Origin of the sequence: Nonomuraea dietziae, assembly GCF_014195505.1 — a bacterium.
GTDB classification, from domain to species: domain Bacteria; phylum Actinomycetota; class Actinomycetes; order Streptosporangiales; family Streptosporangiaceae; genus Nonomuraea; species Nonomuraea roseola.
Genome location: NZ_JACIBV010000002.1, coordinates 110,685 through 130,855, shown reverse-complemented (window position 1 = coordinate 130,855; position 20,171 = coordinate 110,685). Strand labels below are relative to the sequence as shown.

14 protein-coding genes and 1 pseudogene are annotated in these 20,171 nt (G+C 70.9%); 4 read left to right on the top strand and 11 right to left on the bottom strand.

The features are described 5' to 3' along the window. Positions 1-27: 27 nt before the first annotated feature. Positions 28-474: a VOC family protein gene (locus FHR33_RS43160; RefSeq protein ID WP_183660834.1), complete on the bottom strand. Its 447-nt coding sequence runs from the start codon at positions 472-474 to the stop codon at positions 28-30. 29 nt (positions 475-503) lie between these two features. Further along, positions 504-1,331: an alpha/beta fold hydrolase gene (locus FHR33_RS43155; RefSeq protein WP_183660832.1), complete on the bottom strand. Its 828-nt coding sequence runs from the start codon at positions 1,329-1,331 to the stop codon at positions 504-506. 438 nt (positions 1,332-1,769) lie between these two features. Here FHR33_RS43155 and FHR33_RS43150 point away from each other — a divergent pair, with 438 nt between their 5' ends. Continuing rightward, positions 1,770-3,383 carry a tannase/feruloyl esterase family alpha/beta hydrolase gene (locus FHR33_RS43150; protein ID WP_183660830.1) on the top strand — a complete coding sequence of 538 codons (1,614 nt, stop codon included), beginning with the start codon at positions 1,770-1,772 and terminating at the stop codon, positions 3,381-3,383. A 419-nt stretch (positions 3,384-3,802) separates the two neighbouring features. On the opposite strand, the gene FHR33_RS43145 is transcribed toward FHR33_RS43150, so the two are convergent. Then, positions 3,803-4,861, bottom strand: coding sequence for an alpha/beta fold hydrolase (locus FHR33_RS43145; protein ID WP_183660828.1), 1,059 nt, complete (start codon positions 4,859-4,861; stop codon positions 3,803-3,805). Between the two features lie 271 nt (positions 4,862-5,132). On the opposite strand from FHR33_RS43145, the gene FHR33_RS43140 reads away from it, so the two are divergent. Next, positions 5,133-5,906 carry an alpha/beta hydrolase gene (locus FHR33_RS43140; protein ID WP_183660826.1) on the top strand — a complete coding sequence of 258 codons (774 nt, stop codon included), beginning with the start codon at positions 5,133-5,135 and terminating at the stop codon, positions 5,904-5,906. 7 nt (positions 5,907-5,913) lie between these two features. On the opposite strand, the gene FHR33_RS43135 is transcribed toward FHR33_RS43140, so the two are convergent. The 7 genes and pseudogenes from FHR33_RS43135 to FHR33_RS53505 form a co-directional block, all read right to left on the bottom strand. Next, positions 5,914-8,679, bottom strand: coding sequence for a helix-turn-helix transcriptional regulator (locus tag FHR33_RS43135; protein WP_221242528.1), 2,766 nt, complete (start codon positions 8,677-8,679; stop codon positions 5,914-5,916). A gap of 229 nt (positions 8,680-8,908) precedes the next feature. Then, positions 8,909-9,811, bottom strand: coding sequence for an alpha/beta fold hydrolase (locus FHR33_RS43130; RefSeq protein ID WP_183660825.1), 903 nt, complete (start codon positions 9,809-9,811; stop codon positions 8,909-8,911). Positions 9,812-9,832: 21 nt separating this feature from the next. After that, positions 9,833-10,678: a hypothetical protein gene (locus FHR33_RS43125; protein ID WP_183660824.1), complete on the bottom strand. Its 846-nt coding sequence runs from the start codon at positions 10,676-10,678 to the stop codon at positions 9,833-9,835. Between the two features lie 168 nt (positions 10,679-10,846). Continuing rightward, positions 10,847-11,956: an aldo/keto reductase gene (locus FHR33_RS43120; protein WP_183660823.1), complete on the bottom strand. Its 1,110-nt coding sequence runs from the start codon at positions 11,954-11,956 to the stop codon at positions 10,847-10,849. A gap of 130 nt (positions 11,957-12,086) precedes the next feature. Beyond that, positions 12,087-12,692: a TetR/AcrR family transcriptional regulator gene (locus FHR33_RS43115; RefSeq protein WP_183660822.1), complete on the bottom strand. Its 606-nt coding sequence runs from the start codon at positions 12,690-12,692 to the stop codon at positions 12,087-12,089. Between the two features lie 108 nt (positions 12,693-12,800). After that, the gene (locus FHR33_RS43110) at positions 12,801-13,397 is read right to left on the bottom strand and encodes an LLM class flavin-dependent oxidoreductase (protein ID WP_376773308.1); all 597 of its coding nucleotides are present in this window, start codon (positions 13,395-13,397) and stop codon (positions 12,801-12,803) included. Further along, positions 13,372-13,584, bottom strand: a pseudogene (locus tag FHR33_RS53505) (LLM class flavin-dependent oxidoreductase); the annotation flags it as partial. The pseudogene FHR33_RS53505 and the gene FHR33_RS43110, both read right to left, overlap by 26 nt. Positions 13,585-13,716: 132 nt before the next feature. On the opposite strand from FHR33_RS53505, the gene FHR33_RS43105 reads away from it, so the two are divergent. Then, positions 13,717-16,485 carry an ATP-binding protein gene (locus tag FHR33_RS43105; RefSeq protein WP_183660821.1) on the top strand — a complete coding sequence of 923 codons (2,769 nt, stop codon included), beginning with the start codon at positions 13,717-13,719 and terminating at the stop codon, positions 16,483-16,485. Positions 16,486-16,544: 59 nt separating this feature from the next. Here the strand turns inward: FHR33_RS43105 and FHR33_RS43100 are convergent, their stop codons facing one another. Then, complete coding sequence (locus FHR33_RS43100) at positions 16,545-17,312, bottom strand: AfsR/SARP family transcriptional regulator (protein ID WP_221242526.1); 768 nt, start codon at positions 17,310-17,312, stop codon at positions 16,545-16,547. A gap of 325 nt (positions 17,313-17,637) precedes the next feature. Between FHR33_RS43100 and FHR33_RS43095 the strand changes: the two genes are divergently transcribed. After that, the gene (locus tag FHR33_RS43095; RefSeq protein WP_221242525.1) at positions 17,638-20,166 is read left to right on the top strand and encodes a BTAD domain-containing putative transcriptional regulator; all 2,529 of its coding nucleotides are present in this window, start codon (positions 17,638-17,640) and stop codon (positions 20,164-20,166) included. The last annotated feature ends 5 nt before the right edge of the window (positions 20,167-20,171 follow it).

Genomic DNA, 20,171 nt, shown 5'->3' with positions numbered 1-20,171 from the left:
GTGGCCGTGTCTCGGGGATGCCGCTGGTCAGCGGCCGGGCAGCCGTTCGATGATCTGCTGCAGGAACCAGCGGTTGCCGTCGGGGTCGGCGAACGAGGCGAAGGAGCCGTAGCTGGCACGCTGCGGGTGCAGGCCCATGACGCGGCTGGTCTCGCCGGCCTGGTGGAAAGCGCCGGTGGCGTCGTGGAACGGGCCGGTGACGTCGACGCCGCGGCCGGCCAGTTCCCTGTGGGCTTGCTCGATGTCGGACACGATCAGGTGCAGCCCCTCGACCGCGCCGGGTTCGGCGTCGGTGAGGCCGTCGCCGAAGATGATCGAGCAGGCCGAACCGGGGGGAGTGACCTGGATGATCCGGTAACCGTCGTTGATGGGGAAGTCCGCGTCGAGGCGGAAACCGAGCTGCCGGGTGTAGAAGTCCTTGGCGCGGTCGACGTCGGATACGGGCAGGACGACGACTTCGAGCTTCATGTCCATGGTTGTGATCCTTCTTTCGGGTCGTGGGGCTATCGGGTGGTGCGTGCGGCCTTCTCGATGACGCCCGCCACGGTCTTGGGCTGGGAGACGGCGACGGAATGGGAGGCGCGTACTTCGACGGAGTGCGCGTGGGCGCGCTTGGCCATGTAGCGCTGCACTTCGGCCGGGATGTTGAGGTCCTGGGTCGTGATGACGGCCCAGGTGGGCTTGTCCTTCCATGCGGCGGCCTCGGTCGTCTCCTCCAGGGCGGACTGGGCGATGGGCCGCTGGGTGGCGGCCATGAGGGCCGCGGTGCCGGCCGGTACGTCGGCGGCGAACTGGTGGTGGAACTTGCCGGGCTTGATGTACAGGTCGGTTCCGGCAGTGCCGTCGGGGAGGGCGAAAGGGGTGGGGTCGAGGGTGGCGGGGAGGGTGGAGCCGGGGTACTTGTTCGTCAGCTCCAGGGCGGTCTCGCCGGGGGCGGGCAGGAAGGCGGCGACGTACACGAGGGCCTTGACCTGGGGGTCGTTCGCGCCGGCGACGCTGATGACCGAGCCGCCGTAGGAGTGCCCGACGAGGATCTTGGGTCCGGCGACGTGATCGAGGACGCTGCGGAGTGCTGCCGCGTCGTGGGCCGGTCCGCGCAGCGGGTTGGCCGCGGCGACGACGGGATAGCCGTCCGCGCGCAGCTCTTTGATCACCGCGTTCCAGCTGGAGGCGTCGGCGAAGGCGCCGTGCTCCAGCACGATGGTCGGTTTGGCGGGCTTGTCCGCCGCGAGGGCGGGCGTGGCGACGGCGGTGGTCAGGAGACCGATCGCGACCGTCGACAGGGCGCCCCACGTGAGCCCCCTGCTGCGTACACCCTTGCTGCTGGCCACGGAATTCCCCTTTCAAAGCTTGGGACGAAGGTGGTGAATCTGGCGCCATCACTGTCATCCGGGAAGGGCCGCGGCCACATCGGTCATTTGACGGTCAGGCATGAGGAGTCGGCCTGACCGACGTTCGGCAGCACAACGGCGCTGGTCGATGGGCAACCTCGCCTTGCGTGGCGGTCGTGTGCGCGCCTCGGCGCGTTAAGCCATTCGACTCTTCAGTCGGCGACGTGAGCACGGGCGGCACCGCGCGCGCCATGGGCGGAAGAGCCGCGCGCATGCCCCGCATGCGGCCCGCTGAGTGCGCCGCAGCGCGTGTGACGTGCGCCCGGAGCGGCTCGCCGGTGCTGACCGTCAACTGACTGATGTGCCGGGTGTCGGCCGCGAACGACAGTGAGACGCACCCCAACAGCTGACGACCTGAACTTCAGCGAAAGGAACGTCATGAAGCGCTTTCTGATCATTCTCGCGGCCGGTGTGCCGCTTGCGGCGGCGATGTGCCTGCCGACCGGTGCCGCGGCTGCCGTCGCCACCCCCTTCACCTGCTCGTCCATCGCCGTGACCGCCCCGGCAGGCACCACGGTGGAATCCGTGACGGCGCAGCACCGGGAGGCGGGCACCGTGAACGTCCCGCCGGTGACGCCGCTGCCCGGTGCCGACATCCCCGGCGTGCCGGCCCACTGCGCGGTCACCGTCACGCTCACTCACCCGGGCGTCGGCGACCACGCCAAGGTGCAGATCTGGCTGCCTGAGACGGGCTGGACCGGCCGTTTCCAGGCATTGGGCGGCAGCGCCTTCGCCGCCGGCGACTACGGCGCGGGCCTGGCCGGCGCGATCAAGAGCGGCTACGCCGCCGCGACCACCGACGCCGGCGTCGGCACCTACCTGGACACCACCTGGGCCCTGAACAGCGCGGGCGAGGTGAACACGGCGCTGCTGAAGAACTTCGCCGACCGCTCACAGCACGAGATGACGGTCGTCGCCAAGCAGGTCATCGCCAAGGTGTACGGCAAGCCCGCCTCCTACTCGTACTGGAACGGCTGCTCGACCGGAGGCCGCCAGGGCTACATGGAGGCCCAGCGCCACCCCGGCGACTACGACGGCATCCTGGCCACCGCTCCGGCGATCAACTGGGACGAGTTCGAGGTCGCGACCCTGTGGCCGCAGGTGGTGATGAACGAGGAGAACACCTTCCCCGCCCCCTGCGAGCTCAACCTGTTCAACCAGGCCGCCGTCAAGGCCTGCGACCCGCTCGACGGCGCCCGCGACGGGCTCATCGGCGACCCTTCCACGTGCGACTTCGACCCGCGCCGGCTCGTCGGCAGGACGGTCGAGTGCGAGGGCAAGCAGGAGACCATCACCGCGGCCGACGCGGCCGTCGTACGCAAGATCTGGGACGGCCCCCGCACCCCGTCCGGCACGAAGCTGTGGTCCGGCGTACCGATCGGAGCCGGCTTCGACCTCGCCGGCACCCAGCCCGACGCGGACGGCAACCGCATGGGCGCGCCGTTCCCGGTCCCGGCCGCCTGGGTCGCGACGTGGCTGAAGCGGCAGCCCTCCTACGACCTCTCGACGATCACCTACGCCGAGTTCGCCAAGCTGTTCAAGCAGTCCCAGGCCGAGTACGACACGATCACCGGCACCGACGACCCCGACCTGTCGGCGTTCCGCAGGTCCGGCGGCAAGCTCCTCACCTGGCACGGCCAGGCCGACCAGCTGATTCCGGCCCAGGGCACCGTGGACTACCGCCGGCGGGTGGAGCTTGCCATGGGCGGTGCGCGCCGGGTCGACGACTTCTACCGGGTGTTCCTGGCACCGGGCGTCTCCCACTGCGCAGGAGACACGAGCACCGGCCCGAAGCCCACCGACGCCCTTGGTGCCCTGACGGCCTGGGTCGAACAGGGCAAGGCTCCGCAGACGCTGAGCGCCGCCATCACGGACTCCTCCGGCAAGACGATGAGGCGCGAGTTGTGCCGGTACCCGTTCGTCTCCCGCTACACCGGTCACGGCGATCCGGCCGACGCCGGCAGCTACTCCTGCGCTCCCGTCCGGCGCTGACGACCAGCACTTCCCCAAGGGCGCCGATCTGTCGATCCGCAGCCCCGAGCACCTCGCCGCCATCGCCGCCGGACTGAACGGCCGACCACGCGAAACGGCCGACCACGCGAGACGCCCGGCTGGGAAACCCCAGCCGGGCGTCTCGCTGAGCTCTTGGCTCAGTTGATCAGTGGTGTTGCTACGACCCCTTGAATCCGCCGCGCAGTGAGGGCCCTTTCGGCTGGATGTACGGCTGCTTCATGGTCGGCGCTTCGCGCATCGTTGCTGACCCAGCGTCTGGACGACTCGGCGGGTCGCGGAGGGCGCGCCACACGAAGCCGAGGCGTGGCTGCGACAAAGCCACAGACGCACCGAAAGCCTGCCGGATCGCATCCGGCAGGCTTTCGGTGACGCAGGTGGTGGGCCTGCCGTCGCGCTCGTCAGAGGTGGTCCACGTCGACGACGGCCTGGGCGAAGGCCGTGGGCGCCTCCTGCGGCAGGTTGTGGCCGATACCCGCCAGGGTGCGGTGTTCGTAGGGGCCGGTGAACATGTTGCGGTACGACGAGCCGTCGCCCGGCGGCGCCGTGAAGGGGTCGCGCTCGGCGTCAAGGGTGATGGTCGGGACCTTGATGACCGGCCGGTCGGCGAGCCGCTTCTCCAGACCGTCGTAACGGCGCTCCCCGTCGGCCAGGCTCAGCCGCCACCGGTAGTTGTGGATCACGATGGCCGCGTAGTCGGGGTTGTCGAAGGCCGCGGCCGTGCGGTCGAAGGTGGCGTCGTCGAAGTCCCACGTCGGGGAGACGGTGTCCCAGACGAGCCGGGTCAGGTCGTGGCGCTTGCTCTTGTCCTCCATGGCCTTCAGCCCCCGCTCGGTGGCGAAGTAGTACTGGTACCACCAGGCGTACTCCGCCTTCGGCGGCAGCGGCTCGAGGTTGGCCTCGAGGTTCGTGATGACGTAGCCGCTCACCGACACCAGGGCCTTGCACCGCTGCGGCCACAGGGCCGCGATGATGTCGGCGGTCCTCGACCCCCAGTCGAAGCCGGCGAGCAAGGCCTTGTCGATCTTGAGGGCGTCCATCAGGGCGATGATGTCGAGCGCGATCGCCGACTGCTGAGCGTTGCGGAACGTCTTCGAGGACAGGAACCGCGTCGTGCCGTGACCGCGCAGGTAGGGAACGATCACCCGGTAACCCTGCGCCGCCAGCAGCGGAGCGACGTCGACGAAGCTGTGGATGTCGTACGGCCAGCCGTGCAGGCAGATGACCACGGGCCCGCGGGCCGGGCCGGCCTCGGCGTAGCCGATGTCCAGCAGCCCGGCCTTGACCTGCTTCAGCGAGGCGAAGGACGTGTGCGTGCCGCGCGTGACCGCCGGCAACCTCGGGGCCGCCCCGCGCGTGGTGGCGGAGGCGGAAGGGAAGGCCTGCAAGCCCGCCAGCGAGGCGACGGCCGCGCCGGTGGCCAAACCGACGGCCTTGCCGAAGGTGCGCCTGTTGATCATGTGGAGTCCTCCGTGTCGTGTCACAAGGAATGCGGCATTTCTTACTGTTTCGGGCAGGGGGGCCCGACACATCAGTCAGATGACGGTGAGACACGGCGACCGGCAGCCGTGCCGGCCACACGACAAGCTCGCCGGAGCACGGTGTCCCGGCGGACCAGCCGGACCAGCGAAGCGACGCGGACGGGGACATTCGGTCATTCGACTGTTCCCGCCCGGGCGCATCCGGGCGATCCTTGTGCAGACCTGGTCCTGAGCCCTTTCCGGAGGATCCGTGAACCCCACTCCCGTCGTCTTCATCCACGGCGCGTGGCTCCACGCGTCGTCGTGGGAGTCATGGAAGGAGCGCTTCTCCAGTTTCGGGTTCGCCGTCTGCGCGCCGGGCTGGCCGGGAGAGCCCGCCACGGTGGGCGAGGCCCGCCGGCGTCCCGAGACGCTCCACGAGTTGGGGCTCGACGCGCTCACGGATCACTACGCACGCATCGTCCGTTCCTTCGACACCCCGCCCGTGATCGTCGGCCACTCGGTGGGCGGCCTCATCGCGCAGCACCTCCTGGGCGCCAACGCGGGCTGTGCCGCGGTCGCCATCGCCCCCGCCCCTGTCGATCACGCGACCGCCCTGGCGCCTGGGGATCCGTGGCCGGTGTCGATGGACGCCGGGAGGTTCCGGCGGCTGTTCGCCAACGCGGTCACCGACCAGGAGTCCGCCGAGCTGTTCGAGCGCCACGTCGTTCCCGGGTCGCGCCGGCTGCTGACCGAGCTGGGGCATGGCGGCGCCGTACGGCATCCGCGGGCGGTCGTGGACCACGGCAACACCGGCCGCGGCCCGCTGCTGCTGATCTCGGGGCAGGAGGACCGGCTGGTGCCCGATCACGTCACCCGGGCCGTGTACAAGTTGTACGGAGACTCGACGGCCACCAGCAACCTCAAGCAGTTCCCGGACCGGGCCCATTCGCTGGTCCTCGACAGCGGCTGGCGAGCGGTCGCCGACTACGTGCTGGTCTGGCTCGCCGAGCAAGGAGTGCGCGCCGACCCGTCGAAGTGGTGAAGGGGGCTCACACATCGCCACCGGCGCCGGTCTTGCCCAGAGCGTCGCGCAGCGCGGCCCGGGAGGTGACGCCCAGTTTCGGGAAGACCCGGTAGAGATGGGAGCTGACGGTACGCGGGGACAGGTGCATGCGTGCGCCGATCTCCTTGTTCGTCAGCCCGCTTGCGGCCAGCTCGGCGATGCGGCGTTCCTGCCAGGTGAGCGCGGTCAGGTACGACAGCGAGGCGCGGGCGGGCGCACCCGAGGAGCGCAGCTCGGCCTGGGCGCGTTCGGCCCAGCCTCTGGCGCCGAGCCGTTCGAAGGACTCGGCGGCGCGGACCAGGACGGGCCGCGCGGCCTTGGGCCCCCGCGTGTGCCTGAGCCGGACGCCGTGGGCCAGGCGGATGCGCGCCAGCTCGAAGGGGAAGCCGGCTCCGGCCGGGTGGGCCTCGGCCCTGGCGTACATGTCCTCGGCCTCCTTCTCGTCGGCGGCCGTCATCGCCAGGGCGCCGTACGTGATGAGGGCCAGCCGGGGGGACACCCCGGGCAGGCCGGCGTCGGAGGCGGCCTGGGCGTGCCGGCGGGCCTGCTCCAGGCGCCCGGTGTGCACGGCGGCCTCGACCAGGTCGAGCAGCGTGCGTGAGGCCTGGTGGGCGTAGCGTTCGAACGATCCGGGCGGCGTGATGCCGATGGCGTACAGGTAGGCGGCTTCGTAGTCACCCTCGCTCAGGGCCGCCGCCGTGCCGATGGCGTCGGCGATCTGGGTCAGGAACCCCACACCGCGCGGGCGGGCCCAGGCGTCCAGGACGGCCTGCGACTCCCGTGCCCGTTCGACCTGGCCACGCATGGCGGCCAGGAGCCCGAGATAGGCACGGGTGTGGTGGGTGAACAGCGCGTTTCCGTGGGACGTGGTCAGCTCCAGCGCGCGTTGTCCCGTACGTTCGGCGTCGTCCCACTCGCCGGCGGCCAGCTGGTCGAGCATGATCAGGTGCAGCATGGTCATGCCGGTGGCCACGGCGCCGGTCTCCACCTCAAGGTCGACGGCCCGCTGCAGGTAGGGGCGGTACTGGCTCAGCGTGTCGACGTGGTAGGCGGCGACGGCCAGGCGCGAGACGTCCCACGGTTCCAGCTCCGAGACGCCGGCGAAGGCGCGCTCGACGCGCTCGTGCACGCCCGCGCCGTGCCGGACGACGTCGCTCCACGCGTCGCGGTAGATCGCCGAGCGTGTGTCGACTCGGTCCCCCAGAGAGTCCATGAGCTGCTCGGTGCGGTCCCACAGCACGGAGTCGCCGGCGTACTGGCTGATGGCCAGCAGCACGTTCACCAGCCGGGTCAGTACGTCAGCGGGCTCGTGCGCGCTGTCTTTTCGCAGGCTCTCGATCCCCGCAGCGACGTGGCGATGCGCGGCGCGCACGTCGCCGTCTTCGTACAGGGCCACGTAGGCGGAGGTGACGACCGCGGCGGCGGACTCGCTCGCGCCCGGCGGCAGGTCCGAACGGACGAGTTTCCGCGCCTGGTCCAGGAGCGCGGCATGTCCGGCGATGAAGGCGGCGTCGCCGAGCCGCCTGGAGCGGTCGGCGGGGGTCTCGCTCAGCTCCGCCGCGCGGGTCAGCCAGGCCACGGCGGCGATCGCGCCGCCGCGCCGGGTCGCCGAGTCGGCCGCGGCTTCCAGCGCGGCTGCCACCTCCTCGTCGGGATCCACGATCGAGGCGGCCAGGTGGCGGGCGCGCCGCTCGACGTCGTGACGATGCACCCCCGCGAGCTCGGCGTGTGCCGCGCGACGCTGGTTGGGGGTCGCCAGCCGAACGACCGTGGTGCGGATCAGCGGATGCCGGAAGACGAGGTCGCCGGTGGCCGGGTCGGTGTCCAGGAGGCCCGCGGCGACCGCTTCGTCGGCTTCACGCATGCGGTAGCGGGCGCCGGGAGCGTGGTTGCCGCCCGGTCCCGCCCCGACGCCGTCGAGGGCGCCGCGCAGCAGCTCGTCGCGTACGGGAGCGGGCAGGCGTTCGATGCGGATGCCGTAGACGTGCTGGAGACGGCGCGACAGCGGGACGTCGCCGAATCCGAGGGGTTCCTCGGCCGTGCGGCCGTGGTGGCCGCCGTTCACGTAGGCGGGTAGCTCCAAGAGCGCCAAGGGGTTGCCCATGGCCTGCTCCATGACGATCCGCCGGGTCTGCGTGTCGAGCCGCGGATGGCGCAGGTCCAGCAGCTGCCCGGCGGCCCTCTCCGGCAGGGCCGCCACGGGGAGCTCTGGAAGCGCGGACGTGTCGAACCGCGAACCGACGTCGGACCGTACGGCGATGAGCATCTTCACGGAGCTGCCGGTGAGCCGGCGCCCCACGAACCCGCACACCTCGGCGCTGGAGGCGTCCATCCACTGACCGTCGTCGAGCAACAGCAGCAGTGGTTGCTCCGCCGCCGCCAGAGACAGCAGGTCCAGGACGGCGATGCCGAGGGTCATGACCGACGGGGCCTTGCAATCGCGCAGCCCGAAGACGACGTCGAAGACGGCACGGTGTCCTTCGTCGAGCCCGGCCGAGCGGGGCAGCAGCGAGTACAGCAGCTGGTGCAGGCCGGCGAAGGGCAGCTCCGCCTCCGCCTCGACGCCGGCGGCGCGGATCACCCGGTGGTTCTCCGAGGCCGCGAGGCCGGCCACATGGTCGAGGAGGGCGCTCTTGCCGACCTCGGTCTCGCCTCTGAGGATGAGAGCCTGCCCCTCGGTGGCCGTCATGAACGCGGACAGCTCCCCTTGGACGTCATCCCGGCCCACCATTGTCGAGACGAGCGACTCCACGCTTCCCTCACTCCTTCAGGTCATCGCCGTCAACCGCGAAGGGCCCGTGGAAACGAGCCGCCTCCGCGGGTGACGATCAGCGAGCGCCGCCGCCGTAACCGCCGCGAGGCGTCGGCACCCCGCGCGGGCGCGCCGGCCCCGCACGGTGGTGGGCACGCGGAGCCCGCGACAGGCGGTCTTGCTGTATACGAACGGTTGACGACGCGTATACACGCCAGGGCAGGGCCGCTCAGGAGTGGTCACGGGCACTTCCCGCCACGAAGGCCGTCACGGCACGGGCGAAGGTGTCCGGCTCCTCGACGTGACCGAGATGGCCGCTGTTCTCCAACAGGACCAGCTCGGCGTGGGGAATCCCGTCGGCCAGCTCTCCTGCCCAGCGCGGGCCGCAGATGACGTCGTGGCGGCCGGCGATGACCAGCGCCGGTACGGCGAACGAGCCGAGCATCGCCCGGTCGTCGATGGCATCGGGGACGAGTCGGTCGTCCAGGCCGGAGATGTAGGTGCCTGTCACCGAAAACAGCGACGCGTACTCTTCCTGGTGGTCCCAGTAGTCGGCGAGGTAGGCGGGCAGCAGCCCGCGGGCGGCCAGGGTGACCGCCTCGTCGTCCGCGAGCCCGCCCAGCGACTCCCACGCGTCGAGGACGTCCCGCAGCCCTGGCCTGCCCGCGTTGCGCCGCGCGAACACCTCCATGTTGCGCGCCGCCTCGGCGAAGTGCTCGGGGCCGGTCACCGGGGCGCTGTCGTACAGGACGACGCCGGCGAGCCGGTCGGGGCGCGTCAAGGCGTAGTGCTGCGCGACGAAGCCGCCGTGCGAGTGGCCGAGCAGGTGAACGCGGGCGACGCCGAGGTGCCGGATCAGCCCGTCCAGGGCCTGTGCGTAGCGTTCGCGCGTGTAGCCGTGCGGATGCGCCGGCAGCCGGCCGGAGGCGCCCGTCCCGATCGGCTCGACGTACACCATGGTCAGGTGCTCCTCAGCCGCCGGCATCCGCAGGTACTCCCACGACAGCCCCGGACCGCCGGGGTGGGCCAGGCAGACGGGCCCGGTCCCGGCGACGTGGTAGCGCTGGGCGACGCGCTCGAGGTTGACGGTGTGCGTACCCGGCGACAGCGGGGTCGTGACGGCGGTGTTCATGTGCCTTCCTTGCTTACGGTGTTACGGGGTGTTCTGCTGCGCCAGTCCGCCGCAGGTGAAGCCCGCCTCACGTTCGGGATCGAGCTCGATCTGACCGAGGTTGGTGGTCTCCATCGGCCTTCGGAGGGTCTCGAGCTTGTCGCAGTCGTACAGGACGTACGTGCCGTCGCTCTCACCCAGCAGCATCATCCAGCGGCCGTCGTAGAGCGGCTTGTCGTCCTCGGCGCTCTTGACCACCGCCCACTGATCCTGGAAGCCCACGGCGTTCAGCAGTTCGTTGGACTGACCGCTGTCCTGGACGTCGATCGCGCCCTCGACGAGCCCCAGGATGAGCAGGAAGCCCAGGCCGGCCCCGGTCAGGCCGCCGACGAGCACCTTGGTCCCGGCGCGCCCGACCGCCTTGCGACGCAACAGCCGAAACGGGATCAGGAAGGCCAGCACGCCGAGCCCCACCGCGATGACGACCATGACGAACAGGTCAAGATCGCCGAAGAGGTTGAAGAGGCCCCAGTACGTAGCCCCGCACCACAGTGCCGCCAGCGCTGCGGCGATCCAGGGCAGCTCCCTGATCCTGCGGACGAGCCTGGCCGCCGCACCCCGGGTCATCCTGTCGGCCAGCCAGCCCAGACCGACGAAGAGGCCGAGCAGTGGGATGGCGACCAGCAGGAGCAGGACCAAGGTGCTCGTCATACGGCCGAGCAGCACCGCCTGGTCGACGCCCACCTGCTGCGGGTTGACACCGAAGACGGCATATATCTGCTCGATGCCGATGTAGAGGAGCGCGTAGAGCGCCACCGCGATCGGCACGACGATGGATCCGATGCGTTCGAGCAGTTCCAGGACACCGCCACCGTCCTCCCGCGTCACGGGGGCGTGGGCATCCGGAAGTGCCGGTGTCTCCGGCGGTTCGAGAGATATGGGGTGACTCGACATGGCGCATGACCATAGGGGCCGCCCGCATGCGAAACGTTGACGACGCGTATACGCGGCGGTGCGGGCAGCCAGGGCCGCCGCATGCACGGCGCGCGAAGTCCGTCAGGCGCTGCGTGCGGATGCCCAGTTCCGTACGGCGGGGGCATATCCGGCCGGCTTGTCCCCGACCTTGACGCCCGGACTGACCAGCCAGCTCTGATAGTCCGGCGTGAACATCTGGTAGACCGACTGGCGTGGCACGGCGCCGGCCTCGTCGAGCTCGTCGAGCAGCTCGGCCGGCAGGTCGAAGTCGAGGGCCGCCATGTTGGCGTCGAGCTGGTCCGCGTTGCTCGCCCCGACGATCGCCGAGGCGACACCGGGCCGGGTGGCGACCCAGTTCAGCGCGACCTGGGCCATCGTCACGCCGAGCTTGCCGGCGACGCTCTCGACCGCCGCCAGCAGCCGCCAGTCCCGCTCCGTCCACGAGCGTCCGGGGGAGCTCGCGCCGCTGAGCCGGCCGTCTCCGGCCAGACCCTGGTCGGCACTCCGGTACTTGCCGGTGAGGAAGCCACTGCCGAGCGGGCTCCATGCGGTGATCCCGAGTCCCAGGCTCTGCCCCATGGGGACGTGCTCCAGCTCGATCGTCCGGTCGATGAGGGAGTAGGGCAGTTGCAGGCTGACCACCGGTACGAGGGAGTGGACCTCGGCAAGGGTCTGGGCCCTCGCCGCGTACCAGCTGGGCACGTCGGACAGGCCCGCGTAGCGGATCTTTCCGGCCCTGGTGAGGTCGTCGAAGGTCCGCATGACCTCCTCGACGGGGGTGATCCGGTCCCAGGTGTGCAGCAGGAACAGGTCGATGTAGTCGGTGCGCAGGCGGCGCAGTGACGTCTCGACCGCTCTGATCATGTGCTTGCGGCCGTTGCCTCCCGCGTTCGGATCTCCGGGCGCGACGCTGTTGGTGAACTTGGTGGTGAGCACCACCCTGTCGCGCACCTTGGCTTCCGCGATGAGGTTGCCGAGGATGGTCTCGCTCTCGCCGGCGGTGTAGAAATCCGCGGTGTCGATGAAGTTCCCGCCCGCTTCGAGATAGCTGCGGAAGATCGGGCGGGCCTCCTTCTCGGTCTTGCCGTACGCGGCATGGAAACCGCCGGTGCCGAAATTCATCGTGCCCAGTGCCAGCCGGCTGACGCGCAGCCCGGAACGTCCGAGCAGGTAGTAGTGGTCCAAGGACATGAGGGTGCCACTCCGTTCGCAAGCAGATTCGAGGAGGTCGGGATGGACACTCGTCAGCTTGCGCAGCGAGAAATGGACTGTCAAGTCCAAAAAGCCTGGTCGCCGCCTTGGCGGGTGAATGAGCCCTCCGTCAAGACGGCGCGAGCCTGCTGGCGCGCAGGTGGGCGATGCCCATGTCGAGGGCGGCTTCCAGATGATCGGTCTCGCCGGTGGACATCTGGATCAGTACGCCGCCCTGGATGCCGGCGAGCAGGGCTGCCGCCGCGCGGTCGGGGTCGAGGCCCGGGTCGATCTCGCCGGCCTCCTGCATGTGCCGCACGCCGGTGGCGATCTCGGCCTGCCAGCGGTGCATCAGCTCGGTGACCACGGCCTGCGCGCCGGGCGTGCGGCTGCCCAGCTGCGAGGTGACGGAGTTGAGCGGGCACAGGCGGCCCTGCCTGCGGTAGCGGTCGACGACCTTGTCCCGCCACGACCGCCAGGCGGGCCAGGAGGTGAGGTCGCCGAGCTGGGGCCGCTGGTCCTCCAGCACCCGGTCGGCCTCGAAACGGGCCACGGCCAGCAGCAGTTCCTCCCGGCCGTCCGGGAAGTAGTGGAAGAGCTGGCTCTTGCTCGTCGCGGTCCTGGCCAGCACGTCGTCGAGTGTCATGCCGGCCACGCCGTGCTCGCGGATGTGCGCCGCCGCGCCCTCGAGAATGCGCTGCCGCGTCGCGGCGCCCTTGCGGGTCAGAGTACGCATGACCGCCCCCCAGACTGGACTCGCTAGTCCATACTAGCTGCAGTGCACATCCAGCGGGGCGGTCATCGGCGGGCGGCGATCAGAAGCAGCCGCACCCTGACCGAAAGGTCACGCCAGGAGGTCCGCCAGCCGGTCGATCTGCTCGATGTCGTCGGACCAGCAGCTGAGCATCACCTCATGCGCTCCGAGGTCGAGATAGGCGGCGACGGTTTCCCTGATCTCCTTGGCGGTCGTCGCCATCGCCCGCAGGGCCTGCGCGGCGAGCTCCGGTGCGAACGCGTAATAGCGCAGGAGTGACTCCCGAGCCTCCGCCACGGTGGACTCCGGCCCCGGCGCGACGTTGATCTGGGCGACGAGCAGCGGTTCGCCCGGCCGGCCCGCGTCCTTCCACTGTCGTCTGACGAGCTCGAACAACGCCCCCGCGTATCCGGGTGGGGCCGGGCATATGTAGCCGGCGCCCCAGCGGGCGATCCGGGCCAGCGCCGGCTGCGCGAGGCCGCCGAAGAGAAGCTCGGGACCTCCCGCGCTCACCGGGGACGGACCGACCGGCCCGAGGCCAGGAGCGACCGGTTCGCCGGCCCAGACCTTGCGCATGGTCGCCAGCTGCTCGTCCATCCGCCGCCCCCGGGAGGCGTGATCGGTGCCCACGGCCCTGGAAGTCGTCCTCCCGCGCGCCGACCCCGAGACCCAGCGTGACCCGGCCACCGGACACCATGTCGAGTGTCGCGCTCTGCTTGGCCAGCAGCACCGGATCCGTCGTGGCGCGCCGGTGGAAGGCGTGAATGAGGCGGGTCTCAACCACGGCATCAGTGTTGGTCGATATGCCGGGGAGCGAGAAGCAGCGGGGGGAGACGTCGTTGACGAACGGTTGACGTCTGGGGAGGGCGTCCATCTCAAACGTATACGTCCGCTTGCCCGACGGCGCCGCGCGATCCGGGCGCGAGCCTTCGGTAGTGTCGCGGCAGAACGTCGCGCACGGCTGGGGCTCGACAGCCGGGGGCCCCGAGGGTAGGAGTGCCGCACCATGCCGCTTTTCGGACGGGAAGCCGAGCTGAAGGCCCTGGCCAAGCTCGTCGACGACCCCGGAGACGGCAGCGGCGTTCTCATTCGGGGGGAGGCCGGCATCGGGAAGTCCGCGCTCGTGGCGGAGGCCGTCTCCGCGGCGTCGGCCGCGGGCCTGCGCGTCCTGACGACGACCGGCGTGGAGGCCGAGCAGAACCTCGTCTACGCCGGGTTGCACCAACTGCTGTACCCGGTCCGGGCGGGCGTGGACACGCTGCCGGCCCCGCAGCGTGACGCCCTGCGCAGCGCGTTGGGGCTCGCCGAAGCGGCCGAACCCAGCGTCTACCTCGTCGGCCTGGCCACGCTGACCCTGCTGGCGGAGGCGGCCGCCGTCCGGTCGTTGCTGGTCGTCGCCGAGGACGCGCACTGGCTCGATCGCGCCAGTGCCGACGTCCTCGCCTTCGTGGCGCGCCGGATCGAGTCCGAGCCCATCGTCATGGTCGCGACGCTCCGGGAAGGTGAGCGCTCGTCCGTGCAGGACGCCGGCCTGTGCCCGATGCCCGTTGACCGGCTCTCCGCCGAGGTCGCCGCCGAGCTCCTGGACTCGATCGCCCCCGACCTCACCTCAGCGATGCGGGCGTGGCTGCTGGAGGAGGCCGCAGGGAACCCGCTGGCGCTGACCGAGCTGCCGGCGGCCCTGGGACGCCACGGCGGCCCAGGTCCGGCGCTGCCGCTGAGCGATCGCCTGGGCGGGCTGGGTACGGTGCCGCCGCTGAGCGAGCGTCTTGAGCGGGCGTTCACCGCCCGGGTAGCCGCCCTGCCGGCGCCGACCCGCACCGCCCTGCTGGTCGCGGCGCTCAACCAGAGCGATTCGGTCTCCGAAACGCTCGCGGCCACGAGCCTGATCCTGGGGTCGACGGCCGAGCTGGAGATCCTCGCACCGGCCGCCGAGGTCCGGTTGATCGAGCTCGCCATCGGCGCGGTGGCGTTCCGTCATCCCCTGATGCGGTCGGCCATCGCGGCGGCTTCGACGCTCGCCGAACGCCGGCGGGCCCACCTGGCCCTCGCCGAGACGCTGCACGAACAGCCGGACCGGCGAGCCTGGCACCGGGCCGCCGCGACGGCGGGAGCCGACGAGGGCGTGGCGGCCGAGCTGGACCGCGCGGCCGACCGGGCCCGGCACCGGGGCGGGGTCGCCGCCGCGATCGCGGCGCTGGAGCAGGCGGCCCGGCTGAGTGAGGGGCAGGATCGGAAGGCGCTCAGGTTGCTGAGAGCGGCCGAGCTCGCGGTCGAATCCGGCAGTCGCGTCACGGCCGAGCGTCTGGTGCGCGACGCACACGCTCTCGAACTCTCGCCGCGTCGGCGCGCCACTGCCGCCTGGTTGCTCAGCGGCTTCGAGGACGGGGTGCGCGAGGACGTCTCCCGCGTGTCAGAGCTGGCCGAGCTGGCCGCATCAGTGGCCGCCGACGGGGAGGTGGAGCCGGCTGTCCGGATCCTGTGGGGCGCCGCAATGCGCTGCTTCTGGTCCGAACCGGGTACGGCCGCGCGCCGCTCGCTGCTGGGCGTGGCCGACCGGCTGCCCGTTCCTGCCGACGACCCGCGCATGGTCGCGATCGCCGCTTACGTCGCGCCGTTCGAGCGGGGCGGCATCACGCTCGACCTGCTGCGCAAACTGGCCGGCGTGGCCGGAGCCGCCCCGGAGATCGATCGCTACCTGGGCAGCGCGGCCCTGCAGGTCGGGGCGTTCGGCCTGGCTGCCCGCTTCTCCGCGGCGGCCGCGCCCGGCCTGCGCGCCCAGGGCCGGCTCGGGCTGCTGCCCCGGACACTGGCCGTTCAGGCGTGGAGCCAGGTCCGGCTCGGCGACCTGGCCTCGGCCGTGCCGGTCGCGGCGGAGGCCGCCAAGCTCGCCCAGGAGACCGGTCAGCCGTTCATGTACGGGCTGGCCACGGCCGTCCAGGCCGAGATCGCCGCGCTGAGGGGCGACCACGGGCGGGCCGGAACACTCGCCGATGAGGCCGAACGCGTCGCACTTCCCGCCGGTGCCCGGCCCGTCCTGGCCACCGTCCAGCTCGCGCGCGGGCTCACGGCCTTGAGCGAGGAGCGCTTCGGCGACGCGTTCGCCGCCCTGAGCCGGATACTCGACCCCTCGGACCCCGCCTACCAGCTGGCCCTGCGCGCTTACTGCCTCGCAGAGCTCACCGAGGCTGCCGTGCGTGCCGGGCGGGCCGACACCATGCGGGACATCCTGCGCGAGGTAGAGCCGCTGGCCGCATCGACGCCGTCACCGGCGTTGCACATCGGGTTGCGCTACGCGCGCGCCGTGCTGGCACCGAACGAGGAGGCGGAGAAGCGGTTCACGGCCGCGCTGCGGGCGGACCTGTCCGGGTGGCCCGCCGAACGAGGACGCCTCCATCTGGCGTTCGGCGAATGGTTGCGGCGGCAGCGCCGGGCCGCGGAATCTCGCTCGCACCTGCGCACGGCCAGGGAGACCTTCGACGCGCTCGGCATGGCCGCATGGGGTGAGCGCGCACGACGGGAGCTGCGCGGCGCGGGGGAGTCGAGCCCGAACCGGGACCCGGACGCGCGGGAAAAGCTCACCCCGCACGAGCTGAACATCGCGCAGCTGGTCGCCGAGGGGCTGACGAACCGGGAGATCGGACAACGGCTGTACCTCTCTCACCGGACCGTCAGCACCCATCTGCACCGGATCTTCCCCAAGCTCGGAGTGGGCTCCCGGGCCGATCTCGCGCGGGTGCTCAAGACCCTCGGGGAAGGGTCTTCCTTTCGATAGGGGGCTTTCTGCCGCTGCCCACGGCGTCCTTGGCGGACGGGCGCGGCCCGTGGAGTGGCTCAGACGAATGAGGCGTCGGCCGCCGTCCTGATCCGGGCGTACATCCTCCGCAGGCCAGGACCGGGCCCCAGTCCCAGGTCATCGTCCAGCAACCGGGCGATCCTGTCATAGGCCGACAGAGCTTCCACGGGGCGGCCGTCGCGGTCGAGGGCCCACATCAGCAACTCCCACAACCGCTCGCGATAAGGCTTCGCCGCCGTCGCGAGCAGCAGGTCGGCGATCGCCTCGCCACAGTCGCCCCGCGCGATGTCGAGTGCCCAGCGCTCCTCCATGGCTGACGCGCGCAGCTGCTCCAGCCAGGCGCGGCGGCCCTCGAAGAAGGCTCCGCCCAGCCCCTCGAAGGCCGGTCCGCGCCATAGTGCCAGGGCGCCGCGCAGCAGCCGGGATGCCTCTGCGACCTCCCCCCGCCTGCGGGCCTCCCGCGCGGCGGCGGTGGTCTGCCTGAACACCATCACGTCGAGCGCCCCGGGGTCCACAACCAGCTGGTAGCCGCCGCCCGCCGACCTGATCTCCGCCTCGGTGCCCAGCCCGCCGGCACCGACGGCGGTCAGCACCCGGCGCAGACGGGAGACGTAGGTACGGGTGCTCACGACGGCGCTGCGCGGCGCCTCGCGGCCCCACAACGAGCTCACGATCTCGTCGAGCGTGACCTGCCGCCCCTCACTCAGGAGCAGCAGGGCCAGCACCCCCCGCTGTTGCGGAGACCCGACGTCCAGCTCTTGCCCGCCGCTCCAGACCCTGATCGGACCCAGCAACCCAAAGCTCACCCCGGCCATCGAGGTTCCCCCACACTCTCGCGTAGCGCCGCGACCTGTCACCGATACCCCGAAGCAGTGCCCGGGCGTCTCTGACCGACCCTACTGACGCCGCGTCGGGACTGTTGAGGCGTTGTCCGGCTCAGCAGTGTTTGTACGGTTTCCAGTACGTCTGTTCCAGGAGGTCGCCATGCCGGTCCCGGAATGACGTACACGCACAGCGTCACGTGACGCTCGCGAAGGCGGTCCGGGCGAACCTACCTTCTTGGAATGTCCCACCGCAGGCCCGTACGACGGGCCGGCCGCCGTGCACTCTGGCAAGGAAGCGCCCCTGATCGTGATCGGACAGCCGAACGCCGTCTCGGCTCCCTGCAGGTTCACCGTTCTGGGACCGCCTGGTCTCCACTGCGGTGAGACGCGACCGGATCTCGGCGCACCGCAACAACAGGCCGTCCTGATGCTGCTGCTGGCCAACAGCGGCAGCTTCGTGCGGATCGGTGAGCTGGTCGACGGCCTGTGGGGCGAGCGGGCACCGGCCACAGGGGAAGCCGTCATACGGACCTACATCTCCCGTATCCGGCGGCTGCTGTCCAAGCACGGACTGGGGTCGGCGATCATCTCCCAGTCCGGGGGCTACATGCTGGACCCGTCGCTGTTCGCGCTGGACGCCACCGAGTTCGCCGATCTGCTCGAAACCGCCAGGCAGGAGCATGCGAGCGGGCAGATCTCGGTGGCCGCGAAGCGTTTGACGCAGGCGCTCGGCCTCTGGACAGGCACGGCGCTGGCAGGGGTCCCGGGCGAGGCCGCCGAACGCGAGCGGTTCCGGCTGGAACGACTGAAGCTGATCGCCACCCAGGAGTTGCTGCAGCTCCGCCTGGAACTGGGCGAGCACACCGAGGTGGCGGCCGAGGCCCCGCTCATCATCGAGCAGAACCGATTCGAAGAGCCGTTGTACGAGATCTATCTCCTCGCCCTGTACCGCAGCGGCAGGCGGGCGGAGGCGCTCGAGCTCTACCGGACGGTCTATGACCTGCTGAGCAAGGAATTGGGCGTCAGTCCTGGACCGCGGCTACGGGCGATGCACGACAAGATCCTCCGGGCCGAAGCGGACCACGACGACGAGTTCGCTCCCGACCCATGGGCCGAGCGACCCGCCGCACGCCCTCCACAGATGTCCCCTGCGCCAGTGGGCACGCAGCCGGAGCGGACTTCGGACGGTCAGTTCGTCGGCAGGGGCGCGGAGCGCGCCGCCTTCCAGGACCTGCTGAGAAGGAGCCGTGGCGAACGTCTGGGTCTTCTCTTCGTCCGCGGACCCGCTGGCATCGGCAAGTCGACGCTGCTGCGTGAACTCGCCGACGACGCGACCGCCGCCGGCCGGCAGGTACGGCACCTCCACGGCTCGGCGACCGCGGACGCGCGCGAACGCCTCGAGCGATTCGCCGACGAGCTCTCCGGCGTCTTCGGCCCGGTTCTCCTCATCGACTCCTTCGAGGAGCTGGGATACCTCGAACCGTGGCTGCGCGACGAGTACCTCCGCAAGCTGCCCGGCAACGCGATCATCGTGGTGGCGGGCAGGACCGGGCCGAGCGCCGCCTGGCTCACTGATCCGGCCTGGTCCGGGACGATCGTGATCCGGCACCTCGAAGCCCTCACCGTCCGGGAGTCGACCGCGCTGGTCGAAGCCCGCGGCGTGGACCCCGGCCTCCGGAGGTCCATCGTGGACTTCGCCGCAGGCCACCCCTTTGCCCTGTCGCTCGCCGCGGAGGTCGGCAGGAGCATGTCGGCCACGGGACAGCCGTCGCGCCGTGAGGCCGTACGGTACGTGGTCGACAACGTGCTCGCGCTCCTGGCCGGCAGCGTGCCGACGGATGCGCACCGATGGGCGCTGTACGTGTGCGCGCACGCCCGCCACACCACCGAGGATCTCCTCAGAGCGGTGGTGCCGGGCGGTCAGGCGGCGGAGCTGTTCGACTGGCTCCGAGCGCAACCGTATGTCGAGACCGCCGCCCACGGCCTCGACGTCAACGGTGTGCTGCGCGAAGTCCTCGACTATCACCTGCGGTGGCGGGACCCCGTCGGCTATGAGCGGATGCACCGGCGGATTCGCCATTACGTCATGGGCGAGCTGCTGCGCGACGCCCGCGACCCGCACGCGTGCGTGGCGGTCATGCGGACCATCAGTCATCTGCGCCGGCGCGGTGGGGTCGTGTGCCGGTACGTCTCCAGGGTGGGCGAGGAAGATGTGCGGGCGTCTGGGGCGACCCCCGCAGACCACGACGAACTCGTCACCATGGCGCGCGAGAGCCACGGCGAGTTCACGGCCGCGTCCGTCCGGTTCTGGCTGAGCCGTCAGCCGGGGGCGTTCTCTCTGCTCCGGTGCCGCAAGAGCAACCGCCTGCGTGCTTTCATGAGCCGGTTGACCGTGCGGACGCCGGAGAAGGAGGAACTGGAGGGCGACCCTGTCGTGGGGGAGATCTGGCACGACGTGAGCCGGCGCGTGGCTGTGCCTCCCAGGGCGCACATCGCGATCACGCGGCATCTGGTCTGCCCGGACTTCGAAGCCGAGCCGTCTCCCGTCACGGACGTGTTCCAGGCGTGGATGATCCGCGGCTGGCTGCACGAACCGGGGTTGGCGGCCTCGTACCTCGTCGTGGCGAACGGACGGTTGTGGCGGCCGTTGATGAACTACCTGGGCCAGTACGAGTTGGAGCGTGAGCGCGCGGACCGTCCGTACGCGATCTTCGGCCACGACTGGCTGGCCGACCCCCCGGAGCATTGGCGAGACCACCATCTGGAGGAGGAGCTGTGGGCGGAGCGGGACCTGAACCTGTTCGTCCGCCAGGACGCTTCCGGCGTGGACGACTGACGAAA